Annotated in this window: 20 protein-coding genes; 12 read left to right on the top strand and 8 right to left on the bottom strand. The window is 62.8% G+C overall.

Annotation, left to right across the window (positions count from 1 at the left end; all coding sequences use genetic code 11):
* Positions 1-36: 36 nt before the first annotated feature.
* The gene (locus ACVWZP_RS12715; protein WP_457369826.1) at positions 37-723 is read right to left on the bottom strand and encodes a spermidine synthase; all 687 of its coding nucleotides are present in this window, start codon (positions 721-723) and stop codon (positions 37-39) included.
* A 78-nt stretch (positions 724-801) separates the two neighbouring features.
* On the opposite strand from ACVWZP_RS12715, the gene ACVWZP_RS12710 reads away from it, so the two are divergent.
* The gene (locus ACVWZP_RS12710) at positions 802-1,080 is read left to right on the top strand and encodes a hypothetical protein (protein WP_017848752.1); all 279 of its coding nucleotides are present in this window, start codon (positions 802-804) and stop codon (positions 1,078-1,080) included.
* Positions 1,081-1,114: 34 nt separating this feature from the next.
* Here the strand turns inward: ACVWZP_RS12710 and ACVWZP_RS12705 are convergent, their stop codons facing one another.
* Positions 1,115-3,169 (bottom strand): S9 family peptidase, encoded by a 2,055-nt coding sequence (locus tag ACVWZP_RS12705; protein WP_079443070.1) that lies wholly within the window; start codon positions 3,167-3,169, stop codon positions 1,115-1,117.
* Positions 3,170-3,190: 21 nt separating this feature from the next.
* On the opposite strand from ACVWZP_RS12705, the gene ACVWZP_RS12700 reads away from it, so the two are divergent.
* From ACVWZP_RS12700 to ACVWZP_RS12685, 4 genes are all read left to right on the top strand, one after another.
* Positions 3,191-3,724, top strand: coding sequence for a hypothetical protein (locus tag ACVWZP_RS12700; protein WP_017848754.1), 534 nt, complete (start codon positions 3,191-3,193; stop codon positions 3,722-3,724).
* Positions 3,725-3,754: 30 nt separating this feature from the next.
* Positions 3,755-4,531 carry a class II glutamine amidotransferase gene (locus tag ACVWZP_RS12695; RefSeq protein ID WP_026140241.1) on the top strand — a complete coding sequence of 259 codons (777 nt, stop codon included), beginning with the start codon at positions 3,755-3,757 and terminating at the stop codon, positions 4,529-4,531.
* An 11-nt stretch (positions 4,532-4,542) separates the two neighbouring features.
* A complete protein-coding gene (locus tag ACVWZP_RS12690; protein ID WP_017848756.1) occupies positions 4,543-5,085 on the top strand; it encodes a DUF2937 family protein in 543 nt (180 codons plus the stop codon).
* A gap of 217 nt (positions 5,086-5,302) precedes the next feature.
* A complete protein-coding gene (locus tag ACVWZP_RS12685; RefSeq protein ID WP_046384331.1) occupies positions 5,303-6,043 on the top strand; it encodes a 5-oxoprolinase subunit PxpA in 741 nt (246 codons plus the stop codon).
* Between the two features lie 25 nt (positions 6,044-6,068).
* Here the strand turns inward: ACVWZP_RS12685 and ACVWZP_RS12680 are convergent, their stop codons facing one another.
* Both ACVWZP_RS12680 and ACVWZP_RS12675 read right to left on the bottom strand, forming a co-directional pair.
* Positions 6,069-7,247 carry a vWA domain-containing protein gene (locus tag ACVWZP_RS12680; RefSeq protein ID WP_046384330.1) on the bottom strand — a complete coding sequence of 393 codons (1,179 nt, stop codon included), beginning with the start codon at positions 7,245-7,247 and terminating at the stop codon, positions 6,069-6,071.
* A gap of 11 nt (positions 7,248-7,258) precedes the next feature.
* Positions 7,259-8,104, bottom strand: coding sequence for an AAA family ATPase (locus ACVWZP_RS12675; protein ID WP_017848759.1), 846 nt, complete (start codon positions 8,102-8,104; stop codon positions 7,259-7,261).
* Between the two features lie 256 nt (positions 8,105-8,360).
* On the opposite strand from ACVWZP_RS12675, the gene cysK reads away from it, so the two are divergent.
* Together cysK and ACVWZP_RS12665 are read left to right on the top strand one after the other, a co-directional pair.
* The gene (gene cysK, locus ACVWZP_RS12670) at positions 8,361-9,335 is read left to right on the top strand and encodes a cysteine synthase A (protein ID WP_017848760.1); all 975 of its coding nucleotides are present in this window, start codon (positions 8,361-8,363) and stop codon (positions 9,333-9,335) included.
* Between the two features lie 186 nt (positions 9,336-9,521).
* Positions 9,522-10,460: an aspartyl/asparaginyl beta-hydroxylase domain-containing protein gene (locus ACVWZP_RS12665; RefSeq protein WP_017848761.1), complete on the top strand. Its 939-nt coding sequence runs from the start codon at positions 9,522-9,524 to the stop codon at positions 10,458-10,460.
* Between the two features lie 134 nt (positions 10,461-10,594).
* Here ACVWZP_RS12665 and acnA read toward each other — a convergent pair whose 3' ends face one another.
* A complete protein-coding gene (gene acnA, locus ACVWZP_RS12660) occupies positions 10,595-13,336 on the bottom strand; it encodes an aconitate hydratase AcnA (protein WP_057004998.1) in 2,742 nt (913 codons plus the stop codon).
* A 195-nt stretch (positions 13,337-13,531) separates the two neighbouring features.
* Between acnA and rlmM the strand changes: the two genes are divergently transcribed.
* Together rlmM and tusA are read left to right on the top strand one after the other, a co-directional pair.
* Positions 13,532-14,608 carry a 23S rRNA (cytidine(2498)-2'-O)-methyltransferase RlmM gene (rlmM, locus tag ACVWZP_RS12655; protein ID WP_046490414.1) on the top strand — a complete coding sequence of 359 codons (1,077 nt, stop codon included), beginning with the start codon at positions 13,532-13,534 and terminating at the stop codon, positions 14,606-14,608.
* Positions 14,609-14,635: 27 nt separating this feature from the next.
* Entirely contained in the window at positions 14,636-14,887 is a 252-nt protein-coding gene (gene tusA, locus ACVWZP_RS12650; protein ID WP_017848764.1) for a sulfurtransferase TusA, read from the top strand.
* Between the two features lie 116 nt (positions 14,888-15,003).
* Here tusA and ACVWZP_RS12645 read toward each other — a convergent pair whose 3' ends face one another.
* Positions 15,004-16,398, bottom strand: coding sequence for an MATE family efflux transporter (locus tag ACVWZP_RS12645; RefSeq protein WP_046384327.1), 1,395 nt, complete (start codon positions 16,396-16,398; stop codon positions 15,004-15,006).
* Positions 16,399-16,578: 180 nt separating this feature from the next.
* Between ACVWZP_RS12645 and pdxB the strand changes: the two genes are divergently transcribed.
* Positions 16,579-17,721, top strand: a complete 1,143-nt coding sequence (pdxB, locus tag ACVWZP_RS12640; RefSeq protein WP_017848766.1) for a 4-phosphoerythronate dehydrogenase PdxB — start codon at positions 16,579-16,581, stop codon at positions 17,719-17,721.
* A gap of 57 nt (positions 17,722-17,778) precedes the next feature.
* On the opposite strand, the gene ACVWZP_RS12635 is transcribed toward pdxB, so the two are convergent.
* Positions 17,779-17,952 (bottom strand): PA1571 family protein, encoded by a 174-nt coding sequence (locus ACVWZP_RS12635; protein WP_017848767.1) that lies wholly within the window; start codon positions 17,950-17,952, stop codon positions 17,779-17,781.
* Between the two features lie 245 nt (positions 17,953-18,197).
* Between ACVWZP_RS12635 and ACVWZP_RS12630 the strand changes: the two genes are divergently transcribed.
* A complete protein-coding gene (locus tag ACVWZP_RS12630; RefSeq protein WP_432782345.1) occupies positions 18,198-19,982 on the top strand; it encodes an ABC transporter ATP-binding protein/permease in 1,785 nt (594 codons plus the stop codon).
* A gap of 63 nt (positions 19,983-20,045) precedes the next feature.
* Here the strand turns inward: ACVWZP_RS12630 and ACVWZP_RS12625 are convergent, their stop codons facing one another.
* The gene (locus tag ACVWZP_RS12625) at positions 20,046-21,974 is read right to left on the bottom strand and encodes a transglycosylase SLT domain-containing protein (RefSeq protein WP_017848769.1); all 1,929 of its coding nucleotides are present in this window, start codon (positions 21,972-21,974) and stop codon (positions 20,046-20,048) included.
* A gap of 213 nt (positions 21,975-22,187) precedes the next feature.
* Between ACVWZP_RS12625 and ACVWZP_RS12620 the strand changes: the two genes are divergently transcribed.
* On the top strand, positions 22,188-24,107 hold the full coding sequence (locus ACVWZP_RS12620) for an ATP-binding cassette domain-containing protein (protein WP_017848770.1): 1,920 nt from the start codon (positions 22,188-22,190) through the stop codon (positions 24,105-24,107).
* The last annotated feature ends 44 nt before the right edge of the window (positions 24,108-24,151 follow it).

The following is a 24,151-nucleotide window of genomic DNA, read 5'->3' as shown; positions in this document are numbered from 1 at the left end:
CACGGATAGGGTTGATTCTAGCCAATCGCGGCGCAATTAGCCCTTGAGCTTTTCCGCAATCCAGATGGTGTGCCGCGTGCCCTTGTTGCCATGGGCGAACACTTGCACTTCCTCGGCCTTGAAACCGGCCTTGCGCAGCTTGTCGCTGAACAGCTTGTCGGCGCTGGCCGACCACACCGCAAGTACGCCCTTGGGGCGCAGGGCCTTGGCGCAGGCGGCCAGGCCACCGGCGGAGTAGAGCCAACTGTTGGCTTTTTGCGTAAGGCCTTCGGGGCCGTTGTCCACGTCGAGCATGATCGCATCAAAGCCCTGGGGCTCGGCTTGCAGCACCTTGGCCACGTCTTCCATGCGGACCGCGGTGCGCGGGTCAAGCAGCGGGCGCCCGGCCTTTTCGCCCAAAGGGCCACGGTTCCATTCCACGACACCGGGCACCAGTTCTGCCACCACCACTTCGGCGGTCTTGCCCAGGTGCTTGAGGGCCGACGCGAGGGTGAAACCCATGCCCAGCCCGCCGATCAATACCCGCGAACCGGGGCGGCCGGCGACTTTGCGACAAGGGATTTCTGCCAGCGCGTCTTCGGAGCCGTGCATGCGCGTGTTCATCAACTGGCCGCCGTCGCCGCCCTGGATCTTGATGACAAAGTCCTCGCCGTATTCGAACAGGCACAAGGCACCGCCGTTGTCGGGGATCGGGGTGGTGTCCAGCAGAACGAAACGTTTCATGGAGATCTCATTGGGAAGGGCATTCTTGCGCGGTTGGGAGTAGCCTTACGACATTCCGGTCAGGCCATGGAGCCATCGATGAAGTGCAGCATTCTAACGGTCATTGTGTTGGGCGCGCTCACATTGGGTGTGGCGCAGGCTCAGGAGTTGCAAACCGTACCGGTTGCGCCGGCGCCAACCCCAGGCGCGCCGGGCACCCCCACCCCGACGCTGTATCCGCAAGTCACCCCGCCGGCGGTGCCCAAGACGAACGGCTCGCCGCCGCTGGTGCCTATTGTGTTACCTGCGCCACCGAAGGACCAGACGGTCCCCGGCGTGCCGCCGAACGACAGCAAGCCGAAGACGCCCGGCGGTTAACCGCGTCGAGCGCTCCAGCGTTCAGACAGGACCGCTAAACCAGCCCCAGCGCCTTGAACACAAATGCATATTCGAGCGCTACGTCACGTAATCCCTGGTAACGCCCGCTCATGCCGCCATGGCCGGCCCCCAGTTCGGTCTTGAGCAGCAGCAGGTTGTCGTCCGTCTTGGTGTCGCGCAGCTTGGCCACCCACTTGGCCGCTTCCCAGTACTGCACGCGGCTGTCGTTGTAGCCGGCGATCACCAGCAGGGCCGGGTAGGCCTGGGCGCGCACGTTCTCATACGGCGCATACGCCTTGATGCGCGCATAGACCTCGGGCTCCTGCGGGTTGCCCCACTCGTCGTACTCGGTGACGGTCAGCGGCAGGTCCGGGTCGAGCATGGTGTTGAGCACGTCGACGAACGGCACTTCGGCAATCGCCGCCTGGAACAGCTCCGGACGCTGGTTGAGCACCGCGCCGATCAACAGGCCACCGGCACTGCCGCCGCTGATCACCAGCTGTTTGGCGCAGGTCAAACCCTGTGCGATCAGGTGTTCGGCACAGGCGATAAAGTCGCTGAACGTGTTCTGCTTGTGTTCTTGTTTGCCATTGCGATACCAGGCTTCGCCCAGCTCGCCGCCGCCGCGCACATGCGCAATGGCAAACGCGACGCCACGGTCCAGCAGGCTCAGGCGCGCGTGGGAGAACCACGGATCGAGGCTCTGGCCGTAGGCGCCATAGCCGTAGAGGTACAGCGGCGTCGGTTTGCCAAGCTGGTCGCGCTTGACCACCAGGCTGATCGGCACCTGGGTGCCATCGGCGGAGGTTGCCCACAAACGCTGGCTGACGTAATCGTCGGCGTTGAAGACGCCGAGTACCGGGGTTTCCTTGAGCACCTGTTGCGCGCCGCTGGCCAGTTCCAGCTGGCGCACCTGGGCCGGACGGTTCAGGGCTTCGTAGCGCAGGCGGATCTTGTCGCTGGGGAATTCCAGGCTGTTTTGTACGTAGAGGCTGTAGGCAGCGTCAGGCAATTCCACACGATAGGTCGGTAGACCCTGGGGATGCACTTCGATGACCGGCAGGCCGCCGATGCGCAGGCTCAAGGTCATGGCGCCGGCATTCAGGCTCACGCCGTCGAGCATCACCTCATCGCTGTGGGGGATCAGGTTTTTCCAGTCGGCCTGGGTCGGCACGCGGCCGGTGTCGGCGGCGACGAACAGGGCGTAGTTGATGCCGTCGCGGTTGCTGCGGATGAACCAGGTCCACGCGCCGTCGAGCTGGCCGTGGTCGACGTCGTACTCGTGGTCTTCGACCCGTGGCGCCAGGCAGGTGAAGTCCAGGTGCGGCTGGTCGGCGTCCAGCGCCCAGATTTCACTGGTGGTCTTGCTGCCCAGGGCCACCAGCAACTGGCGCTCGGAGCTGGAGCGGTAGCAGTGCAGGAAGAAACGCCCGTCGGTCTCGTGGAACACTTCCTGCGCGGCGGTGCCGTCCAGGCGATAGCGGTAGAGTTTGTGCGGACGATGGGTGTCGTCCAGTTCGCCGAAAAACAGGGTCAGGCTGTCATTGGCCCAGGTCATGCTGCCGTCGCAGTTATCGAACGCCAGTTCGCTGACTTTGTCGGTGGCCAATTCCTTCACGTACAGGGTGTAGATCTCTTCGCCATTGGTATCGAGGCTGTAGGCCAGGCGCTGATGGTCGGGGCTGATGCTGAACGCACCGAGGGAGAAAAAGCCGCCGTTGGCCAGCACGTTGGGGTCGAGCAACAGCTCCTCGCTGCTGTCATCCACCTGGTTGCTGTCGTCGGCCGGGCGGCGGCAGCGGTAGTGGCGGGCGTATTCGTCGCCGGCGGTGGTGCGTGTGTAATACAGGTACGGGCCCCAGGGGGAGGGCAGCGACAGGTCGGTTTCGAGGATACGGCCCTTGATCTCTTCGAACAGGGTTTCACGCAGCGCCTGTTGCCCGGCGAGTTGGGCTTCCTGCCAGGCGTTTTCGGCTTTCAGGTAATCCATCACTTCTGCGCTGTCACGCACTTGCAGCCAGGCGTAAGGGTCCTGGCCTGGGGCCTTGCGGGCAATCGGGGCGGCAGTGATGGGGGTCGATGGCGGCATGGATCACTCTCTGTCTGGCGGATGGTGGCAGGCATTGCAGCCGCGACACGCAAAAGCCGTTATCATAGCGGCCTGTTTGCCTACCTTGCCATGGACACCATGACCGAGAACGATTATCTGACCGCTTGGGGCCTTTACGCCTTCGCCGCTTTGGGCTGCCTGTTGGTGTGGTGGCGCATGACCCGCTGGATCTGGCGCTGGTTGCGCGAGCCACTGCAATTGCTGATGGCCGTGCTGCTGTTGAGCCCGACCATCGTCGACCCGGTCAAGACCCAGTTCGCGCCGGCCGTGGCGATTACTGCGCTGGACCTGGTGCTCAAGGTCGGCAATAACGCCTGGCGGGCTGTCTCCGATTTGTTCATGTACACGATGATCGCCTTTGGCGTGTACCTCGTGTTTGTGTTGATCCGCTGGCCCATCGAGCGCGCCGCCAATGCCCGCCGTGAGCGCAAGGCCGCCGCTGATGCCGCCTTGGCCGCCGAGCCCGAAGACGATGACGAGCCGTTCCGTCGCCCGGCGCCTGTGGGCGGTATGCGGGTCGAACCGCGCCTTTAACGTTGTCTGCCCTGCAGCGAGAGCCCTGGCATGTGTGAATTATTGGGCATGAGTGCCAACGTCCCCACCGATATCGTGTTCAGCTTTACCGGGCTGATGCAGCGCGGTGGGCGTACCGGCCCCCACCGCGACGGTTGGGGCATCGCGTTCTATGAAGGTCGTGGCCTGCGCCTGTTCCAGGACCCGGCCGCGAGCAGCGAATCGGAAGTCGCGCGGCTGGTGCAGCGTTATCCCATCAAAAGTGAAGTGGTGATTGGCCATATCCGCCAGGCCAACGTGGGCAAGGTGTGCCTGTCCAATACCCACCCGTTCGTGCGCGAGCTGTGGGGGCGTAACTGGTGCTTTGCGCACAACGGCCAATTGGCCGACTTCACCCCGCGCGCCACGTTTTACCGGCCGGTGGGCGACACCGACAGCGAAGCGGCGTTCTGCGACCTGCTCAACCGCGTCCGCGAGGCGTTCCCGGAGCCGGTGGAGATCGAACAGATGCTGCCGGACCTGATCGCCGCCTGCACCGAATACCGCAGCAAAGGCGTGTTCAACTGCCTGCTCAGCGACGGCGATTGGTTGTTCTGCTACTGCACGACCAAATTGGCCCAGATCACCCGGCGCGCTCCGTTCGGCCCGGCACGCTTGAAAGATGTCGACGTGATCGTCGATTTCCAGGCCGAAACCACGCCCAACGATGTGGTAACGGTGATCGCCACCGAACCCCTGACCGACAACGAAAACTGGACCCGCTACGAACCGGGCCAGTGGAGCCTGTGGCGGCGCGGTGAATGCGTCAGCCAGGGCATTACCGAGTAAGGAAGTCGACTATGTTGCTCAGCTATCTGCGGTTGGTGTTGTTTGCCATTGGCTTGTTGGTCGGTGTGCAAGTGCCGGGGTTCATCAATGACTACGCCAAGCGCGTCGAAGCCCACTTGATCGAGGCCCAGACCGGCCTGCGCGGCTTTGAATCCACCGCGCAACAGTTCTTCAACGGCGACTTGCAGGCCCTGGTCGCCCACTACCGCGCCAGCGACGACCCGGTGTTTCGCAGCGATGCCAACAGCCTCGGCACGTTGTTGGATCGTCAGTTGGCGCTGGACAAGCAATTCCAGGCCATGCAAGGCCCCTGGTACATTCGCGCATTGCAGGTAGCGGTGGCGGCCGACCCGGCGATTCGCCTGGAAACCTGGAACGGCTACAGCTACCAGATCCTGCTGACCCCCGAAGCCATGGGCTGGGGCCTGGGCGGGGCGATGTTGTTGTCGTTCGGCCTGGAGTGCCTGTTCCGCTTGATCGACTGGGTGGTGCTGGGCGGCAAGCGCCTGCGCCAGAGCCGGCCGATCGAAGAGCGTGATTTGAAAGGGCTGTAGAAAGGCCTGTAATGGTGGGAGGGGGCTTGCTCCCACCGTTTTAATCGCGTTCCTTCAACTTCATGGGGTCGACCTTTATGGGGTGGACGCCGTCCCGGACACACGCCAAAAATCGCGCCGTTTCACGATAAGTGTCGCTGGGAGGGTGGGATAAGTTGCGAGTCTTGTGTAAAAGATCCCACACTACAAAAAAACAAAGCCTACAGGAGCACTCAGCGTGAGCCGTCTGCTATTGAATTGCGACATCGGCGAAAGCTATGGCAACTGGAACCTGGGTCTGGACGCTGAGGTCATGCCGTTCATTGATTGCGCCAACGTGGCCTGCGGCTTCCATGCCGGCGACCCGAGCGTCATGCGCAAGACCGTCGGCCTGGCGCTCAAGCATGGCGTGCTGGTCGGGGCGCACCCGGCGTATCAGGACCTGCAGGGTTTCGGCCGCCGTTCCATGGCCTACACGCCCGAAGAAATCCAAGACCTGTTGCACTACCAGATCGGCGCGCTCGACGGCATTTGCCGCGCCCAGGGCGGACGGGTCAGCTACGTCAAACCCCATGGCGCGATGTACAACGACATGATGGCCAACCCCGCGCAGTTGCGTGCGGTGATCCAGGCCGTTGCCGCTTACGGCGAACTGCCGCTGATGCTGCTGGCCACTCGCGACAACCGCGCGGCCCAGGCGCTGGGCGACGAATACGGTGTGATCCTGTGGTTCGAGGCGTTCGCCGACCGCGCCTACGACAACAAGGGGCACCTGGTTTCCCGCCAATTGCCCGGCGCGGTACACCACGATACCGAAGCCATCATCCAGCAATCCCTGACCATTTCCCGTGGCGAACCCTTGACCGCCAGCGATGGCAGCCCCTTGGTCCTGCGGGCCAATACCTTGTGTGTGCATGGCGATAACGCCAGTTCGGTGGCCTCCGTGCAGCGCATTCGCGAGGCGTTGAAGTGCCAGTGACGCCACGCCTATGGGAGATATCGGGTTACTTGGAAAGGAACCGCATGCCTTCTTCCAGCCCGCGTAAGGTCAGCGGATACATCTGGTCTTCGACCAACTCCCGCACGATCCCGGTCGACGCCGTATAGCCCCAGGTGTCCTTCGGATACGGGTTTATCCAGATCAGCTTCTTGTACTTGGCCATGAAGCGCTGCATCCACACATACCCCGGCTCCTCGTTCCAATGCTCGACGCTGCCGCCGGCCTGGGTGATTTCATACGGCGCCATCGAGGCATCGCCGATAAAGATCACTTTGTAATCGGCGCCATATTTGTGCAGCAAGTCCTGGGTGGAGGTGCGCTCCGACGTGCGGCGCTGGTTGTTCTTCCACACCGACTCGTACACGAAGTTGTGGAAGTAGAAGTACTCCAGGTGCTTGAACTCGGTCTTGCACGCGGAGAACAGCTCTTCGCAGATCTTCACGTGGGCGTCCATCGAGCCGCCGATGTCGAACAGCAACAGCAGCTTGATGGTGTTGCGCCGTTCCGGGCGCATCTGGATATTCAGCAAGCCTGCATCGCGGGCGGTGTGGTCGATGGTGCCGTCGATGTCCAGCTCTTCCGCCGCACCCTGGCGCGCGAACTTGCGCAGGCGGCGCAGGGCGATCTTGATGTTGCGCGTGCCCAGTTCCACCTGATCGTCGAGGTTCTTGTACTCGCGCTGGTCCCAGACTTTCACCGCCTTGCCCTGGCGCTTGCCCGCATCGCCGACGCGGATGCCTTCCGGGTTGTAGCCGCCGGAGCCGAACGGGCTGGTGCCGCCGGTGCCGATCCACTTGTTGCCGCCGGCGTGACGCTCTTTCTGTTCTTCCAGGCGTTTCTTGAACTCTTCGATCAACTTGTCCAGGCCGCCGAGGGACTGGATCTGCGCGCGTTCTTCGTCGCTCAGCGAACGTTCGAACTCCTTGCGCAGCCAGTCTTCGGGGATCAGCGCCTGCAGGTGGTCGTCGAGCTTTTCCAGGCCGTTGAAATAGGCGCTGAAGGCGCGGTCGAACTTGTCGAAATGGCGTTCGTCCTTGACCAGGATCGCCCGGGCCAAGTAGTAGAACTCGTCCATGTCGGCGAAGATCACCCGCTGTTTCAGGGCGTTGATCAGGTCGAGCAGCTCGCGCACCGACACCGGCACCTTGGCTGCACGCATTTCATTGAACAGGTTGAGCAACATGGCAGGCGCCCTTATCGGTTACCGCGACGGCTCATGAACGCCAGGCGTTCGAGCAATTGCACGTCCTGCTCGTTCTTCACCAGCGCACCGGCCAGGGGCGGGATGGCCTTGGTCGGGTCGCGTTCGCGCAGTACCGCTTCGCCGATATTGTCGGCCATCAGCAGCTTGAGCCAGTCGACCAGTTCGGAGGTGGAAGGCTTTTTCTTCAGGCCCGGCACTTTGCGCACGTCGAAGAACACGTCCAGCGCTTCGCTGACCAGGTCTTTCTTGATGTCGGGGTAATGCACATCGACGATCTTTTGCAGGGTGGCGCGGTCGGGGAAGGCGATGTAATGGAAGAAGCAGCGGCGCAGGAACGCATCCGGCAGTTCTTTTTCATTGTTGGAGGTAATGATGATGATCGGGCGTTTCTTGGCCTTGATGGTCTCGTCGATTTCGTAGACGTAGAACTCCATCTTGTCGAGTTCTTGCAGCAGGTCGTTGGGGAATTCGATGTCGGCCTTGTCGATTTCGTCGATCAGCAGGATCACCCGTTCCTCGGCCTCGAAGGCTTCCCAGAGCTTGCCCTTCTTCAGGTAGTTGCGCACGTCATGCACCTTGTCCACGCCCAGCTGCGAGTCGCGCAGGCGGCTGACCGCATCGTACTCGTACAGGCCCTGGTGGGCCTTGGTGGTGGACTTGATGTGCCAGGTGATCAGCTTGGCGCCGAAGGATTCGGCCAACTGCTCGGCGAGCATGGTCTTGCCGGTGCCCGGCTCGCCCTTGACCAGCAGCGGCCGCTCCAGGGTGATGGCCGCGTTGACGGCCAGTTTCAGGTCATCGGTGGCAACGTAGGCCTGGGTGCCTTCGAACTTCATCGGTCATTCCTCGAATTCATCAATGCCCGACTATACCGTGCGGCCCCGGCGACTGTGAACGCAGACGGGTTATTCAGTCTCTGAATGACCAGTCACGCGTGCGCTCAGTCGATCGAAGGCGTGGTCGTTCCCGGGGCCGATCTGCGGGCTTGTAGGAGATTGACTATTGCGATGTCTCCGACGTTCCTCTGACTGGACGCTTTGGAAGACGAGGCATACCCTTGGGGCTTTCTTCAAGCCGCCTCAAGGACCCGTCATGAGCCGCATTTTTGCAGACAACGCGCACTCCATCGGTAACACGCCTCTGGTTCAGATCAACCGCATCGCACCGCGTGGCGTGACCATCCTGGCCAAGATCGAAGGGCGTAACCCGGGTTATTCGGTGAAGTGTCGCATTGGCGCGAACATGATCTGGGACGCGGAAAGCACCGGCAAACTCAAGCCGGGCATGACCATTGTCGAACCGACCTCGGGCAACACCGGTATCGGCCTGGCGTTCGTCGCCGCGGCCCGTGGCTACAAACTGGTGCTGACCATGCCTGCGTCGATGAGCATCGAGCGCCGCAAAGTGCTCAAGGCCCTGGGCGCCGAGCTGGTGCTGACCGAACCGGCCAAGGGCATGAAGGGCGCAATCGACAAAGCCGCGGAAATCCTCGCCAGCGACCCGGCCACCTACTACATGCCGGCGCAGTTCGAAAACCCGGCCAACCCGGCGATCCACGAAAAAACCACCGGCCCGGAAATCTGGAACGACACCGACGGCGCCGTCGACGTGTTGGTGGCGGGCGTGGGCACCGGCGGCACCATTACCGGGGTGTCGCGCTATATCAAGAACACTGCGGGCAAGCCGATTCTGTCGGTGGCCGTCGAGCCGATCGTCTCGCCGGTGATCACCCAGGCGCTGGCCGGTGAAGAGATCAAGCCGAGCCCGCACAAGATCCAGGGCATCGGCGCCGGGTTCGTGCCGAAGAACCTCGACCTGTCGATGGTCGACCGCGTGGAACTGGTGAGCGACGACGAATCCAAGGCCATGGCCCTGCGCCTGATGCGGGAAGAGGGGATTCTGTGCGGGATCTCCTGCGGCGCGGCGATGGCGGTCGCCGTGCGCCTGGCCGAGAAGCCGGAGATGCAGGGCAAGACCATCGTGGTGATCCTGCCGGACTCCGGCGAGCGCTACCTGTCGAGCATGCTGTTCAGTGATTTGTTTACCGATCAAGAAAACCAGGCTTGATGCAAATCAGCGTGAGAGCGGGGGCCTTATGCATAATTGGCCTACCCTCGCGCCGTTTTAAACGCTGATTGTTGGACTGCGCGGGTTTTTCCCGAGGTCCGGAGTGTTTATCATGGCCGGCTGCTACGCCTGGTTTCCCCTCGACGGGAGGTTGTTGGCCAGGCGCTTATTTCCAGGAGTTGCTGCATGACCTTTTCTTTGGCCGCCAAACTGTCGGTGTTGCTGGTGTTTATCGGCAGCACGCTGTACGTACACCTGCGCGGCAAGGCCCGTTTGCCGATGTTGCGCCAGTTCGTCAACCACTCGGCGCTGTTTGCCCCGTATAACGCCTTGATGTACCTGTTCTCGGCCGTGCCGTCCAAGCCGTACCTGGACCGCAGCAAGTTCCCGGAACTGGACGTGCTCAAGGACAACTGGGAAGTGATCCGCGAAGAGGCCATGCACCTGTTCGACGAGGGTTACATCCGCGCCGCCGAAAAGAATAACGACGCCGGCTTCGGCTCGTTCTTCAAGAAGGGCTGGAAGCGTTTCTACCTCAAGTGGTACGACAAACCGCTGCCGTCGGCCGAGGCCCTGTGCCCGAAAACCGTGGCCCTGGTCAGCAGCATCCCCAACGTCAAGGGCGCGATGTTCGCGCTGTTGCCGGGCGGCAGTCACCTCAACCCGCACCGCGACCCGTTTGCCGGTTCCCTGCGTTATCACCTGGGGCTGTCCACGCCGAACTCCGACGACTGCCGCATTTTCGTCGACGGCCAGGAATACGCCTGGCGCGACGGTGAAGACGTGATGTTCGACGAGACCTACGTACACTGGGTGAAGAACGAGACGGAAAAGACCCGCGTGATCCTGTTCTGTGACATCGAGCGCCCGCTGAGCAATCCCCTGATGACCCGCATCAACCGCTGGGTCAGCGCGCAACTGGGCCGCGCCACCGCGCCGCAGAACCTGGACGACGAACGCGTCGGCGGCATCAACCAGGCTTATGCCTGGAGCAAGTCGTTCAGCGACAAGATCAGCAGCGTGGTCAAGCAGTGGAAGCGCAAGCATCCCAAGGCCTACCGCATTGCGCGGCCGGTGCTGGCGGTTGTCGTCTTGGTACTGCTGTGGAAGTGGCTCTTCGGCTGACTTGAAGCTTTAAATGCGGTCAAAACTGTGGGAGGGGGCTTGCCCCCGATAGCGGTGTGTCAGTCATCAGATGTATCGACTGATCCACCGCTATCGGGGGCAAGCCCCCTCCCACATTTGGCCTCCAGCGACCTTTAGCTGGCGATCAACTGGCGCAGCACATAGTGCAGGATGCCGCCGGCCTTGAAGTATTCCACTTCATTGAGGGTGTCGATCCGGCACAGCACGTCGATCTTCTCGCTGCTGCCATCCTCGCGGGTAATCACCAGGGTCAGGTTCATGCGCGGCACGAGCTGCGCGTCGCTGAGGCCCAGGATGTCGATCTTCTCCTTGCCGGTGAGCTTGAGCGCCTTGCGGTTCTGGTCCAGCTTGAACTGCAAGGGCAGCACGCCCATGCCCACCAGGTTGGAACGGTGAATGCGCTCGAAGCTTTCGGCGATCACTGCCTTGACCCCTAGCAGATTAGTACCCTTGGCCGCCCAGTCGCGGCTCGAGCCGGTGCCGTATTCCTGGCCAGCGACCACCACCAGCGGTGTGCCGGCGGCCTGGTACTTCATGGCGGCGTCGTAGATCGGCATTTTCTCGCCGGTGGGCACATACAGCGTATTGCCGCCTTCCTCGCCGCCGAGCATTTCATTGCGGATACGGATATTGGCGAAGGTGCCGCGCATCATCACTTCATGGTTGCCGCGGCGTGAGCCGTAGGAGTTGAAGTCGCGCGGTTCCACGCCTTGTTCGCGCAGGTAATGGCCGGCGGGGCTGTCGGCCTTGATGTTGCCGGCGGGGGAGATGTGGTCGGTGGTCACCGAATCGCCCAGCAGGGCCAGGACGTTGGCGCCGTGGATGTCCTTGATCACTGGCAGCGGCCCGGCGATGTCGTCGAAGAACGGCGGATGCTGGATGTAGGTGGAATCCTTCTGCCACACGTAGGTCGCGGCCTGCGGCACTTCGATGGCTTGCCACTGTGCGTCGCCGGCGAACACCTCGGCGTATTCCTTGTGGAACATGCCGGTGCTGACCTGGGCGACCGCGTCGGCAATCTCCTGGCTGCTTGGCCAGATGTCCTTGAGGTAGACCGGATTGCCGTGTTGATCGTTGCCCAACGGCTCGCGGCTGATATCGATGCGTACCGTACCGGCCAACGCATACGCCACCACCAGCGGCGGCGAGGCCAGCCAGTTGGTTTTCACCAGCGGGTGGACGCGGCCTTCGAAGTTGCGGTTGCCGGACAGCACCGACGCCACGGCCAGGTCGGCTTTCTGGATGGCTTTTTCAATCGGCTCGGGCAACGGGCCGGAGTTGCCGATGCAGGTGGTGCAGCCATAACCCACCAGGTCAAAACCGAGCTTGTCCAGGTATTGGGTGAGGCCGGCGGCCTTGTAGTAGTCGGTGACCACTTTGGAGCCGGGGGCCAGGGAGGTTTTTACCCAGGGTTTGCGGGTCAGACCTTTTTCCACGGCCTTTTTCGCCACCAGCCCGGCGGCCATCATCACGCTGGGGTTGGAGGTGTTGGTGCAGGAGGTGATCGCGGCGATCACCACGGCGCCATTTTTCAGGCGATAGGTCTGGCCGTCGTACTCGTAGTCGGTTTCGCCCACCAGGTCGGCATTGCCCACGGCCACACCGCCGCCGCCTTCGCTTTCCAGGCGGCCTTCTTCCTTGTTGGTCGGTTTGAATTGCAGGTCGAGGAAGTCACTGAACGCCTGGCCGACATTCGGCAGCGACACGCGGTCCTGCGGGCGTTTCGGCCCGGCGAGGCTGGCTTCGACGCTGCCCATGTCCAGGGCCAGGCTGTCGGTGAACACCGGCTCCTGGCCGGCGTTGCGCCACAGGCCTTGGGCCTTGGTGTAGGCCTCGACCAGTTTGACGGTCTGCGCCGGGCGACCGGACAGGCGCAGGTAGTCCAGGGTCACCTCATCCACCGGGAAAAAGCCGCAGGTGGCGCCGTATTCCGGGGCCATGTTGGCGATGGTGGCGCGGTCAGCCAGGGGCAGGTCGGCCAGGCCGTCGCCGTAGAACTCGACGAATTTGCCGACCACGCCTTTCTTGCGCAGCATCTGGGTGACGGTCAGCACCAGGTCGGTGGCGGTGATGCCTTCTTTCAATTTGCCGGTGAGCTTGAAGCCGATCACTTCCGGAATCAGCATCGACACCGGCTGGCCGAGCATCGCCGCTTCCGCTTCGATCCCGCCCACGCCCCAGCCGAGCACGCCGAGGCCGTTGATCATGGTGGTGTGGGAATCGGTGCCGACCAGGGTGTCGGGGAAGGCGTAGGTGCGGCCGTCTTCGTCCTTGGTCCACACGGTGCGGCCGAGGTATTCGAGGTTGACCTGGTGACAGATGCCGGTGCCCGGCGGCACCACGCTGAAGTTGTCGAAGGCGCTCTGGCCCCAGCGCAGGAAGGCGTAGCGTTCGCCGTTGCGCTGCATTTCGATGTCGACGTTTTGCCCGAACGCGGCGGTGGTGCCGAACTTGTCGACCATCACCGAGTGGTCGATCACCAGGTCCACCGGCGACAGCGGGTTGATGCGCTGCGGGTCGCCACCGGCCTTGGCCACGGCGGCGCGCATGGCGGCCAGGTCGACCACGGCGGGCACCCCGGTAAAATCTTGCATCAGCACGCGGGCCGGGCGGTACTGGATCTCGCGGTCGGACTGGCGCTCTTTGAGCCAGGCGGCGATGGCCTTGAGGTCGGCGCCGGTGACGGTTTTGTTGTCTTCCCAGCGCAGCAGGTTTTCCAGCAGCACCTTGAGGGACATCGGCAGCTTATCCAGGTCACCCAGGCGCTTGGCGGCTTCGGGCAAGCTGAAATAGTGATAAGTCTTGTCGTCGATTTGCAGGGTTTTAAGGGTTCTCAGGCTATCAAGGGATGACATTACATGACTCCTTATGGTCCGCACGGCTACGGACCTGACGGGACGAACAGAACTATCAAACTAGCCCTGTTTTCAGTAGCTGGCTAATTACTGGACTCTATGGACAGATCCAAGGTTCCGAAGTCAGTTATCATGCGCGCGTTTTCATGACAGACATTGCGATAGCGCAAGTCCGTTGGGTCGCCAGGAGAGTCGATGAACACCCTTTTTATGCACTGCCGCCCGGGTTTTGAAGGCGAAGTCTGTTCCGAGATCGCGGAACACGCCGCGCGCCTGAACGTTTCCGGCTACGCCAAGGCCAAGACCGGCAGCGCCTGCGCCGAATTTGTCTGCACCGAGGAAGACGGCGCCCAGCGCCTGATGCACGGCCAGCGTTTTGCCGAGCTGATCTTCCCGCGGCAGTGGGCGCGCGGGGTGTTCATCGACCTGCCGGAAACCGACCGCATCAGCGTGATCCTCGCGCACCTGCGCGAATTCCCGGTGTGCGGCAGCCTGTGGCTGGAGATGGTCGACACCAACGACGGCAAGGAGCTGTCGAACTTCTGCAAGAAATTCGAAGTCCACCTGCGCAAAGCCCTGCTGAACGCCGGCAAGCTGGTGGACGACCCGAGCAAGCCGCGCCTGCTGCTGACCTTCAAGAGCGGCCGCGAAGTGTTCATGGGCCTGGCCGAGTCGAATAACTCGGCGATGTGGCCGATGGGCATCCCGCGCCTGAAATTCCCCCGCGATGCGCCCAGCCGCTCGACCTTGAAGCTGGAAGAGGCCTGGCACCACTTCATCCCCCGCGACCAGTGGGACGAGCGCCTGCACGGCGACATGACCGGCGTCGACCTGGGCGCGGCTCCGGGCGGCTGGACCTGGCAACTGGTCAACCGGGGCATGCTGGTGACCGCCATCGACAACGGCCCCATGGCCGAAAGCCTGATGGACACCGGCCTGGTGCAACACTTGATGGCCGACGGTTTCACCTTCGTGCCCAAGCAGCCGGTGGACTGGATGGTGTGCGACATCGTCGAAAAACCGGCTCGCAACGCCGCCTTGCTGGAAACCTGGATCGGCGAAGGCTATTGCCGTGAAGCGGTGGTCAACCTGAAACTGCCGATGAAGCAGCGTTACGCCGAGGTCAAGCGTTTGCTCGAGCGCATCGAAGACGGCTTCAAGGCGCGCGGTATTCGTGTGGAAATCGGCTGTAAGCAGCTGTACCACGACCGCGAGGAAGTGACCTGCCACTTGCGTCGGCTGGTGGATGTGAAGAAAACCAAGGCCCGTTAAACTGAGCGCCTGCCGTAGGAGTAATCAATGAGCGATATGACCGACACTGCCGTCGACGGCACCCTCGACGCCACCGGGCTGAACTGCCCGGAGCCGGTGATGATGCTGCACCAGCACATCCGTGACCTGCCGCCTGGCGGCTTGCTCAAGGTGATCGCGACCGACCCGTCGACCCGCCGCGACATTCCCAAGTTCTGCGTGTTCCTTGACCACGAACTGGTGGCTCAGCAGGAACAGGCCGGTACGTACCTGTACTGGATCCGCAAGAAGCTCGACTAAGCCCCCGATTCCTGTAGGAGCGAGCTTGCTCGCGAAAACCCCGAGAGCGCCACGTCAAACCAGGCAAGCTGCGTTATCGCTGGCGACCTTCGCGAGCAAGCGCAGGTGTGTGCTGCTTAACCCCGCACCTTGTCCCGGCGAATGCGTCGGCGTGCGCTGCGCGCCAGGCGCACCAGCAACATCCCCGCCGCGCAGCTCAGGCCCACGATCAGCCCCTGCCACAAACCGCTGGGGCCGCTCGCAGCGCCCAGCCAGTCGGTCAGCCCCAGGGCGTAACCCACCGGCAAGCCCACGCCCCAGTAGGCAAACAGGGTCAGCACCATGGTCACCCGGGTGTCCTGATAGCCGCGCAACGCACCGGCGGCGGTGACCTGGATCGAGTCGGAAAACTGGAACAGCGCGGAAAACACGATCAGCGTCGACGCCAGGTGGATCACCACCGGGTCCGGGGTGTAGATCGCCGCGATCTGCTCGCGAAACACCAGCATCAGGCTGCAGGACAGGCAGGCATACGCCAGCGCCGTGCCCATGCCGACCCCGGCAGCGAAGCGCGCTTCACGCGGCAGGCCACGGCCGAGGGCCTGGCCGACGCGCACGGTGACGGCCGTGCTCAGGGAGTAAGGGATCATGAACACCAGGGAGCTGACGTTCAGGGCGATCTGATGGCCGGAGACCACCGTGGCGCCCAGGCTGCCGATCAGCAGGGCGATCACCGCGAAGATGCTCGATTCGGCAAAGATCGCGATGCCGATCGGCAGGCCGATGCCCAATACGCGCTTGATCACCGCCCATTGCGGCCAATCGAAACGCTTGAACAGTTCGCTGCTCTGGTACGCCGGCCCCCAGCGCGTCCAGCCCGCCAGGCCGAGCATCATCACCCACATCGCAATGCCCGTGGCCCAGCCGCAGCCCACGCCGCCCATGGCCGGCACGCCGAAATGGCCATAGATGAAGATGTAGTTCAGCGGGATATTCAGCGCCAACCCGCACAGGCCCATGACCATGCTCGGGCGTGTGCGGCCCAGGCCGTCGCTGAAACAACGCAACACGTAATACAGGGCAACGGCCGGCATGCCTGCGGCGATGCCGTGCAGGTAGCCCATGGAGGGTTTGATCAGGTCGGGTTCAACCTTCATCGCGTGCAGGATCGGTTCGGCGCTGAGCAGCAGCAGTGACGCGGTGATGCCGACCACCACCGCCAACCACAGGGATTGGCGCACCAGTGGCCCGATCTCGCTGTAGTGACCGGCGCCATAGCGCTGGGCGACTTTCGGCGTGGTGGCCAGCAAGGTGCCGGTCATCAGCAGGTACACCGGAATCCAGATCGAATTGCCCAGGCCCACCGCCGCCAGGTCCTGCGGGCTGACGCGCCCGGCCATCACCGCATCGACAAAGCTCATCGCGGTGGTTGCCAGTTGGCCGATCATGATCGGCACGGCGAGTGTCAGCAGGCCGCGCACTTCCCGGCTGATGCGGGCGGGACGGGTGAGGGTGGCGGTGGCGGTGTTCACGTGCAGATGTCCAAAGAAGAGCGCAGGACGGCGGATTCTACGCGTTGACGCAGCGGTCAGGAAAAAACCTGTGTTAGCGATTTGTAAGCGATCTTCCAGGCGCCGCAGCGTCCACCTTCGATCTGCGGTGGAACACCGATCGCATCCCTGTACACTGCTGTTCCGCCAAAGGAGCCTGCCATGCTGATTGTTGCCGACGAAAATATTCCGCTGCTCGATGCTTTCTTCCAAGGATTTGGCGAAATACGCCGGGTGCCCGGCCGTTCCATTGACCGCGCCACCGTCGAGCAGGCCGATGTGCTGCTGGTGCGCTCGGTGACCAACGTCAACCGAGCCTTGCTCGAAGGTTCCAAGGTGCGCTTTGTCGGCACCTGCACCATCGGCACCGATCATTTGGACCTCGACTATTTCCAGCGTGCCGGCATTCAATGGTCCAGCGCGCCCGGCTGCAATGCCCGTGGCGTGGTGGACTACGTGCTGGGCAGCTTGCAGACCCTGGCCGAGATCGAGGGCGCCGACCTCAACCAGCGGACTTACGGTGTCGTCGGCGCCGGTGAAGTGGGCGGGCGTTTGGTCAAGGTGCTCAAGGGCCTGGGCTGGAACGTGCTGGTCTGCGACCCGCCGCGGCAGATCGCCGAAGACGGTGACTACGTCAGCCTGGAGCAGATCATCGAGCAATGCGACGTGATCAGCCTGCACACGCCGTTGACCAAGTCCGGCAACGGCTCCACCTGGCACTTGTTCGACCGCGAGCGCCTCAACCGCCTCAAGCCCGGTGCCTGGCTGATCAACGCCAGCCGTGGCCCGGTGGTGGACAACGCCGCCCTGCGTGACGTGCTGCTTTCGCGTGAAGACCTGCAAGCGGTGCTGGATGTGTGGGAAGGCGAGCCCGAAGTGGATGTCGACCTGGCCGACCTCTGCGTGCTGGCCACCCCGCACATCGCCGGTTACAGCCTGGACGGCAAGCAGCGCGGCACGGCGCAGATCTACCAGGCGTTCTGCGCGCATCTGGGCCAGGCGCCGGCGATTGAACTGAGTGATTTGCTGCCGCCGCCGTGGCTGGCCGAGGTCCACTTGAATGCGTCTACCGACCCGGCCTGGGCGCTGGCGACGTTATGCCGCAGCGTGTACGACCCGCGTCGCGACGATGCGGATTTCCGTCGCAGCCTCGTGGGAACGGTGGACGAGCAACGCAAGGCGTTCGATCTGCTGCGCAAGCACTATCCGGAGCGCCGTGAGATCGATGGCTTGAAGGTGCGTATCCATGGGCAATCGGCGCTGTTGTCTGGCATCGTCGAGGCATTGGGCGCTGAGCTGCTGTAGGAACGAGGTCACAAAAAAACCGGCCATCAAGGCCGGTTCTGAAAGAGCGTGGGCGCTTCAGCCTTGCTGGGCAGGCTTGACCAGTCGCTGTTCCAGCTCGCGGCACGCTTGCTGGATCATGTCTTCGGTAATCTGCACTTCGCGGCCTTGGGCGTCGATGACGGAGCAAGGCAGGTATTGCGGTTGGCGGATTACTTCAATCTTGGCATCGCTGCTGTTTTGCAAGGTCATGGCCTGTCTCCTCATCAGGTTGTGTACCAACTTTAACCCCCCCGCGTGACCGAGCTGTTACAACTCCTTGCAAGATCATCGCTTCGAATACTCAGTCCACCAGAAACCGTTACAAATTTCCAGCCGGGTGTTAGACCGATAACCTCTAGGGGGCAGAGTGGGCGGGCATAATTAACCCGACTCATTGTTATTTACCCAAGTTCCCCCAATGTTGTCTGTAGGTTCCGATCTCCCCTCATCAGGTGATGCCCCCCATGTTCTCTGTCCGACAACGCCGTGCAATTCGCCTGGCCAGCCGCTTCATTGCGCCCTATCGCTGGCAGGCGCTTGGCGCGCTGGTGGCGCTGATCGTCACCGCCGGCATCACCTTGTCCATGGGCCAGGGCATTCGCCTGTTGGTGGACCAGGGCTTCATGACCCAGTCGCCGCACCTGCTCAACCAATCCATCGGCCTGTTCATGATCCTGGTACTGGGCCTGGCCGTCGGCACGTTTGCGCGGTTTTACCTGGTGTCGTGGATCGGCGAGCGGGTGGTGGCCGACATTCGTCGGCAGGTGTTCAACCACCTGATCTACCTGCATCCTGGCTTCTATGAAAACAACCGCAGCTCGGAAATCCAGTCGCGGTTGACCACCGACACCACATTGTTGCAATCGGTGATCGGCTCCTCGCTGTCGCTGTTCCTGCGCAATGCGTTGATGGTCATCGGCGGCATCGTGCTGCTGTTTGTCACCAACCCCAAGCTCACCAGCATCGTGGTGGTGGCGCTGCCGCTGGTGTTGGCGCCGATCCTGATTTTCGGCCGCCGCGTGCGCAGCCTGTCGCGCTTGAGCCAGGACCGTATCGCCGACGTCGGCAGCTACGTGTCCGAGACGCTCGGCCAGATCAAGACCGTGCAGGCCTATAACCACCAGGCGCAGGACGAACAACGCTTTGCCGTGACCGTCGAGGACGCTTTCAGCACCGCACGTAAGCGCATCGCCCAGCGTGCCTGGCTGATTACCCTGGTGATCATGCTGGTGCTCGGCGCCGTCGGGGTGATGCTGTGGGTCGGCGGCATGGATGTGATCAGCGGGCGCATTTCCGGTGGTGAACTGGCCGCGTTCGTGTTCTACAGCCTGATCGTCGGCAGCGCCGTCGGCACCTTGAGCGAAGTGCTCGGCGAGTTGCAGCGCGCCGCGGGGGCGGCAGAGCGGATCGGCGAGTTGCTGCAGTCGCACAGCGAGATCCAGGCGCCCGTCGCCGGCGGCGTGCAATTACCGCCACGCGTCAGCGGCCGCATGGAGCTGCAAGACCTGCGCTTTTCCTACCCGTCGCGGCCGGACACTTACGCCATCGACGGTTTGAACCTGACCATCAACCCCGGCGAAACCCTCGCGCTGGTAGGGCCGTCGGGCGCGGGCAAGTCGACGATTTTCGACCTGTTGCTGCGCTTCTATGATCCCCAGCACGGCCGCATCCTGCTCGAAGGCCAGCCGCTGACCGAACTCGACCCCCAGGACCTGCGCCGCCACTTTGCCCTGGTGTCCCAGAGCCCGGCGCTGTTCTTTGGCAGTGTCGAAGACAACATCCGCTACGGCAACCCGAGCGCCACTCGCGAGCAGGTCGAAGCCGCCGCGCGCATTGCCCATGCTCACGACTTCATCCTGCAAATGCCCGATGGCTACCAGACCCACCTCGGCGACGGCGGCATGGGCCTCTCCGGCGGCCAACGGCAACGCCTGGCGATCGCCCGCGCGTTGCTGGTAGATGCGCCGATCCTGCTGCTGGACGAAGCCACCAGCGCCCTCGACGCCCAGAGCGAACACCTGATCCAGCAGGCGCTGCCACAACTGATGCAGGGCCGCACCACGCTGGTCATCGCGCATCGGCTGGCGACGGTGAAGCATGCGGACCGGATCGCAGTGATGGACCAGGGCAAGCTGGTGGCGATCGGCACGCATCAGCAGTTGATCGCGAGCAACCCGCTGTATGCGCGGTTGGCGGCGTTGCAGTTCAGTGATGGCGTGGAGGAACAGGCTGCGCACTGAAATCACTGCGCATAAAAATGCCCGCATCCTTCGATGCGGGCATTTTTGTGTGTGCGTCACGCTTTATTGATCGTCGAAATACCGCTCATGCCAGTCCACCAACGGCTGTGGCGAATTGAGCTTCTGCCCGTAGATCACCGAATAAGACAGCACGTTCTGCACGTACTGGCGGGTTTCGTCGAACGGGATGCTTTCCACCCACACGTCGAAACTCAGGTGATCGGCGCCGCGCAGCCACTGGCGCACGCGGCCCGGGCCGGCGTTGTAGGCGGCGGAAGCGAGGACGCGGTTGCCGTTGAACTGGCTGTGTACCTGGCTCAGGTAAGCGGCGCCGAGCTGGATGTTTTTATCCGGATCGAGCACCTGGGCCGGGGAGGCCAGCGGGATGCTGAACTTGCGCGCGGTGTCTTTGGCGGTGCCGGGCATCAGTTGCATCAGGCCGCTGGCGCCGACGCCGGAGCGGGCGTCGTCCATGAACGCGCTTTCCTGGCGGGTGATGGCGAACACCCAGCTCGAATGCAGGCCGCGCACCTTGGCTTCGCGCACCAGGGTGTCGCGGTGGGCCATTGGGAAGCGGATGTCGAGGTCATCCCAGTACTGCGCCTGGCTGATGGTACGGATCGCCGGGAAGTACCACTTCATGTCGTAGGCCAGCCTGGCCTGGGCGACCATTTCGTCGCGATTGAAGTGACGGCTGACGTGGTACCACTCGCGGCGGCCATCGACCACCTGGCCCCGCGCATAGAACTCCAGGGCGCGGCGCACGCCGGGGGTGTTGCGCACTTTGTTGATCAGCGCCTGGCTCATCAACAGCGGCTTGTTCATCAGTTGGTACGGCGCTTTGGAGCGGTCGGCGGCGAGGAAACCGTAGAAATCGCGCTCCCGCGACAGGTTCTTGTACAGCACCAGGGCTTGCGGGTTTTTCGGCTCGGCCAGCTCCAGGCTGCGGGCCTGCCAGTAGCGCCAGCGGTTGGTGGTGGCCAAGTCCTGCGGGAGTTTGCGCGTGAGTTGGTAGGCGTCTTCCCAGCGGGCCAGGCGCAACAGCAGGCGCAGGCGCCATTCGGACACGGTGTTGTCGCGCAGTTCCGGGTCGTACTTGGTCATCACCTCAAGAGCGCGTGGATCAAAGCGCTTGGCCAGGGTCAGGCCGATCTCACGGGCAATCGCCACTTTTTCGTCACGGGAGAAGTGCATGCTGCTGGCATAGCCGTCGAGCATGGCCATGGCCTTGTCCGGGTCCTGGCGCGCCAGGCGGCGCAGGCCCAGGCCCACGGCGTCAGACATGGCCTCGGTGGCCGGCAGGAAGCGCGATGGGTCGTTGAGCATCTCCGGCTTTTGCGCCACGTCCACCATCAGGCGGCCTTGAGCGCCGAGGGTCGGCAGGCTTTTCACCAGGCTGTTGGCCAGCGCGTAGTTGCGGGCTTCGGCGGCGAGCTTGGCGCGGTCCCAGATTTTCTGTTCGGTGAGTTGGCCATCTGCGGCCCACTGCGCGAACGTGGCATCACAGGCGGACGGTTGCGATTTACCGGTCAGCCAGAGTTTTTCGGTGGTTTTGTAGCCTTCGGCCTTCAGATTGTGCGTGAGCTGGAACTGGCCATGCAGGCAATCGAGCTCGACGAAATTGAGCTTGGGGTCGTAGTACTTTTCAAAGGTCTGCCAGTCGCCACGCTCGGCCAGCCAGCGCAACCAACGCAGTTTCATCCAGTTGGCCTGGGGCAGGTCGCCGTTTTTGGCGAGGAACTGTTCGATTTCCTCGTTGCTCGCGGTCTTCAGGCGTGCGGTCAGCTCGTCGTAGGCCAGGTACGGCGTCAGCGGGTAGTCGGCCAAGGCCTGGCTGTATTGCATGTAGGGCCCGGTGTCGCCCTTGGCCAGGGCGCGTTTGGCTTCATCGTAATATTGACGTTGGGTGGTTATGTCCACGGCCAGGGCGGATTGAGCGGCAGTGGCGGTAAGAAGCAGACAAGATAAAAAGTTGAAAAGGCGACTGCGCATGAGACGTCCGTGCAGAGAAATCACGACTAGCGCCGGCACCGCCGACACTCATTGCCTCTAGCTTAGCCTTTTGCCAGCGGCCGGTGAAAGCTTTGCCGACCTGTTCGTTCAAGTTCGCCGGAATTGTCTTACAGAACCCACCCGTAGCGAAAATGCCGGCCGCATCCCACCCTCAACTCAGGTAGAATGCGCGCCCAGTTTTTGGAGAAGCGTATGACCCTGCTCAAATTCAGCGATGTGTCCCTTGCTTTCGGCGCTATGCCGTTGTTGGACAAGGTGTCCTGGCAGATCGCCCGTGGTGAGCGGGTGTGCATCATCGGCCGCAACGGCACCGGCAAGTCCAGCATGATGAAGCTGGTAAAAGGCGACCAGAAGCCCGATGACGGCTCTGTATGGCGCGCCCCGGGCCTCAAGATTGGCGAATTGCCGCAGGAACTGCCGGTGGCCGACGGACGGACAGTGTTCGACGTGGTCGCCGAAGGCCTGGACGGCGTCGGTGAGTTGCTTGCGCAATACCATCACCTGGCGCAGAACTGCGTTACCGAAGAAGACCTGGACAAGCTGATGCACGTCCAGCAAGACCTCGAAGCCCGTGACGGCTGGCGCCTGCAGCAACTGGTGGACAGCACCCTGAGCCGCCTGCAACTGCCGGCCGACAAGACCCTCGCCGAATTGTCCGGCGGCTGGCGTCGCCGCGTCCTGCTGGCCCAGGCCCTGGTGTCCGAGCCGGACCTGCTGCTGCTCGACGAACCGACCAACCACCTGGACATCGGCGCGATCGCCTGGCTCGAAGAAGCCCTCAAGGATTTCCAGGGCGCCGTGCTGTTCATCACGCACGACCGGTCCTTCCTGCAGAACCTGGCGACCCGTATCCTCGAGCTGGACCGTGGTGGCCTGATCGACTGGAACGGCGACTACGCCAGCTTCCTGGTCCACAAAGAAGCCACCCTGGCCGCCGAAGAAACCGCCAACGCCTTGTTCGACAAGCGCCTGGCCCAGGAAGAAGTGTGGATCCGCCAGGGCATCAAGGCGCGCCGCACCCGTAACGAAGGCCGTGTACGCGCACTCAAGGCCCTGCGCGTTGAACGCAGTGAGCGTCGCGAGCGCACCGGCAAGGCCAATATCATGCTGGAAACCGCCGACAAGTCGGGCAAGCAGGTGATGGTGCTGGAGAACGTCAGCTTCCATCACCCGGACGGTCCGTTCCTGATCAAGGACTTCTCCATGGTCCTGCAGCGCGGCGACCGTATCGGCCTGCTCGGCGCCAACGGCACCGGCAAGACCACGTTGCTCAAGCTGATGCTCAACGGCCTGCAACCGACCAGCGGTAAAGTGGAAGAGGGCACGCGCATCGACGTGGCCTACTTCGACCAATTGCGTCACCAGTTGGACCTGGAAAAAACCGTGATCGACAACGTCGCCGAAGGCCGCGACTTTATCGATATCGACGGCCAGAGCCGCCATGTGCTGAGCTACCTGGGCGACTTCCTGTTCAGCCCGCAGCGCGCGCGCACGCCGGTCAAGGCCTTGTCCGGTGGTGAGCGTGCGCGCTTGCTGCTGGCCAAGCTGTTCAGCAAGCCGGCCAACCTGCTGGTCCTCGACGAACCGACCAACGACCTCGACGTGGAAACCCTCGAGCTGCTGGAAGAGGTCCTGCTGACCTTCAACGGCACTGTGCTGATGGTCAGCCACGACCGGGCATTCCTCGACAACGTGGTCACCAGCACCCTGGTCTTCGAAGGTGAAGGCAAGGTGCGCGAGTACGTCGGTGGTTACCAGGACTGGCTGCGCCAGGGCGGCTCGCCGCGCCTGCTGGGCGTGACCGAGAGCAAGTCCGGCAAGGCCGACTTGACCTCTGCCGTCGTCGCCCCCGTGGCCGCCGCTGCACCGGCGCCGGAAGCCGCGCCTGCCGCGAAGAAGAAACTCAGCTACAAGCTGCAGCGTGAGCTGGAAGCCCTGCCGGGTGAAATCGACGCCAAGGAGCAGCAGATCGCTGCGGTCGAAGCGCAAATGGCTGACGCGGGTTTCTACCTGCGTCCGGCGGCGGAAACCGCCGAGGTCATCGCGTCCCTGGAAACCTTGAACCAGGAGCTGGAAGTGCTGGTTGAACGTTGGGCCGAGTTGGACGCCTGATTGATTCCAGTGCATTAAAAAACCCGGTGTTCATTTCAATGAGC

The sequence above is a fragment of the Pseudomonas sp. TE36184 genome (assembly GCF_054060055.1).
Note: the sequence above shows the minus strand (reverse complement) of the source record. Positions and strands in the feature narration are given on the sequence as shown.

Coding starts and splice junctions, on each gene's coding strand:
- ACVWZP_RS12715 (WP_457369826.1), bottom strand. CDS start 723: ATGAAACGTTTCGTTCTGCTGGACACCACCCCGATCCCCGACAACGGC.
- ACVWZP_RS12710 (WP_017848752.1), top strand. CDS start 802: ATGAAGTGCAGCATTCTAACGGTCATTGTGTTGGGCGCGCTCACATTG.
- ACVWZP_RS12705 (WP_079443070.1), bottom strand. CDS start 3,169: ATGCCGCCATCGACCCCCATCACTGCCGCCCCGATTGCCCGCAAGGCC.
- ACVWZP_RS12700 (WP_017848754.1), top strand. CDS start 3,191: ATGGTGGCAGGCATTGCAGCCGCGACACGCAAAAGCCGTTATCATAGC.
- ACVWZP_RS12695 (WP_026140241.1), top strand. CDS start 3,755: ATGTGTGAATTATTGGGCATGAGTGCCAACGTCCCCACCGATATCGTG.
- ACVWZP_RS12690 (WP_017848756.1), top strand. CDS start 4,543: ATGTTGCTCAGCTATCTGCGGTTGGTGTTGTTTGCCATTGGCTTGTTG.
- ACVWZP_RS12680 (WP_046384330.1), bottom strand. CDS start 7,247: ATGTTGCTCAACCTGTTCAATGAAATGCGTGCAGCCAAGGTGCCGGTG.
- ACVWZP_RS12675 (WP_017848759.1), bottom strand. CDS start 8,104: ATGAAGTTCGAAGGCACCCAGGCCTACGTTGCCACCGATGACCTGAAA.
- cysK (WP_017848760.1), top strand. CDS start 8,361: ATGAGCCGCATTTTTGCAGACAACGCGCACTCCATCGGTAACACGCCT.
- ACVWZP_RS12665 (WP_017848761.1), top strand. CDS start 9,522: ATGACCTTTTCTTTGGCCGCCAAACTGTCGGTGTTGCTGGTGTTTATC.
- acnA (WP_057004998.1), bottom strand. CDS start 13,336: ATGTCATCCCTTGATAGCCTGAGAACCCTTAAAACCCTGCAAATCGAC.
- rlmM (WP_046490414.1), top strand. CDS start 13,532: ATGAACACCCTTTTTATGCACTGCCGCCCGGGTTTTGAAGGCGAAGTC.
- tusA (WP_017848764.1), top strand. CDS start 14,636: ATGAGCGATATGACCGACACTGCCGTCGACGGCACCCTCGACGCCACC.
- pdxB (WP_017848766.1), top strand. CDS start 16,579: ATGCTGATTGTTGCCGACGAAAATATTCCGCTGCTCGATGCTTTCTTC.
- ACVWZP_RS12635 (WP_017848767.1), bottom strand. CDS start 17,952: ATGACCTTGCAAAACAGCAGCGATGCCAAGATTGAAGTAATCCGCCAA.
- ACVWZP_RS12630 (WP_432782345.1), top strand. CDS start 18,198: ATGCCCCCCATGTTCTCTGTCCGACAACGCCGTGCAATTCGCCTGGCC.
- ACVWZP_RS12625 (WP_017848769.1), bottom strand. CDS start 21,974: ATGCGCAGTCGCCTTTTCAACTTTTTATCTTGTCTGCTTCTTACCGCC.
- ACVWZP_RS12620 (WP_017848770.1), top strand. CDS start 22,188: ATGACCCTGCTCAAATTCAGCGATGTGTCCCTTGCTTTCGGCGCTATG.